This is a genomic window from Cupriavidus sp. SK-3, assembly GCF_000611145.1.
In the GTDB taxonomy this organism is placed as follows: domain Bacteria; phylum Pseudomonadota; class Gammaproteobacteria; order Burkholderiales; family Burkholderiaceae; genus Cupriavidus.
This window is the reverse complement of the sequence record NZ_JFJV02000046.1, coordinates 1-881: the sequence shown is the minus strand read 5'-3', so window position 1 is coordinate 881 and position 881 is coordinate 1. Positions and strand designations below refer to the sequence as shown.

At 70.0% G+C, this 881-nt stretch carries 1 protein-coding gene; it reads left to right on the top strand.

What is annotated here, in order from left to right:
* A partial coding sequence (gene tssA / locus CF70_RS04940; protein WP_035861219.1) for a type VI secretion system protein TssA occupies positions 1 to 881 on the top strand: 881 nt, incomplete at both ends.

The following is an 881-nucleotide window of genomic DNA, read 5'->3' as shown; positions in this document are numbered from 1 at the left end:
CCGACGCCCCGGCCGGCGACGATCCGGGCTACGACGACGACTTCCTCGCCATCAAGCATGAGGTGGCCAAGCTGTCCGGCGTGGACGACACGCTGATCGTCGAGTCCGCCGAGCGGCTGCTCAAGCTGACCGCCAAGGACTTGCGTCTGGCCGTGTATTACGTCTACGGGCGCATGCGGCGCGATGGCGCCGAGGGGGTCGCCGCTGGCTTCGAGCTGCTGTCGGCACTGGTCGACCGTTTTGGTGCCCGGCTGCTGCCCGCCCGGGCCGAGGGCCGCAAGGCGGCACTCGAATGGCTGGCCGGCGCGACCTTCACGGACCGGCTCGACCGGGTGCCAGGCCTGGCCGGCGCGCAGCTGGAACGTACCCTGTCGGCACTGGCGCTGATCCTCGAACGTACGGCGCAGTGGCCGGAACCGGCTCGCCCGGCGCTGGATGGGCTCATCCGTCGCTTCGAGGGCCGGGTCGAGTCACCGTCGGCCACCGGCAACCCTGGCGGGGACGAGCCATCCGGGCCTGCGGCCGCCTCGGTCCTGCCAGCCTTGGGCGAGGTGGCCTCGACACGCGATCTGCTGGATCGGGCGCGCCAGATGGCGCTGTACCTGCGCCAGCAACCGCAGGGCTATCTCGCGGCCTACCGCCTGATGCGCTGCGTACGATGGGATACGTTGACCGAGATCCCGCCGCACGAGCACAGCGGCAAGACACGCCTGGTGGCGCCGCGCGCCGAACTGCGGGCCCAGCTCAAGCGCCTGATGCTGCAAAAGCAGTGGCCGGAACTGCTCGACCGTGTCGAGCAGGCTTTCGCCGAAGGCGCCAATCATTTCTGGCTGGACCTGCAGTACTACGCTTTCACCGCCCAGGATCAGGCAGGCGGCGCG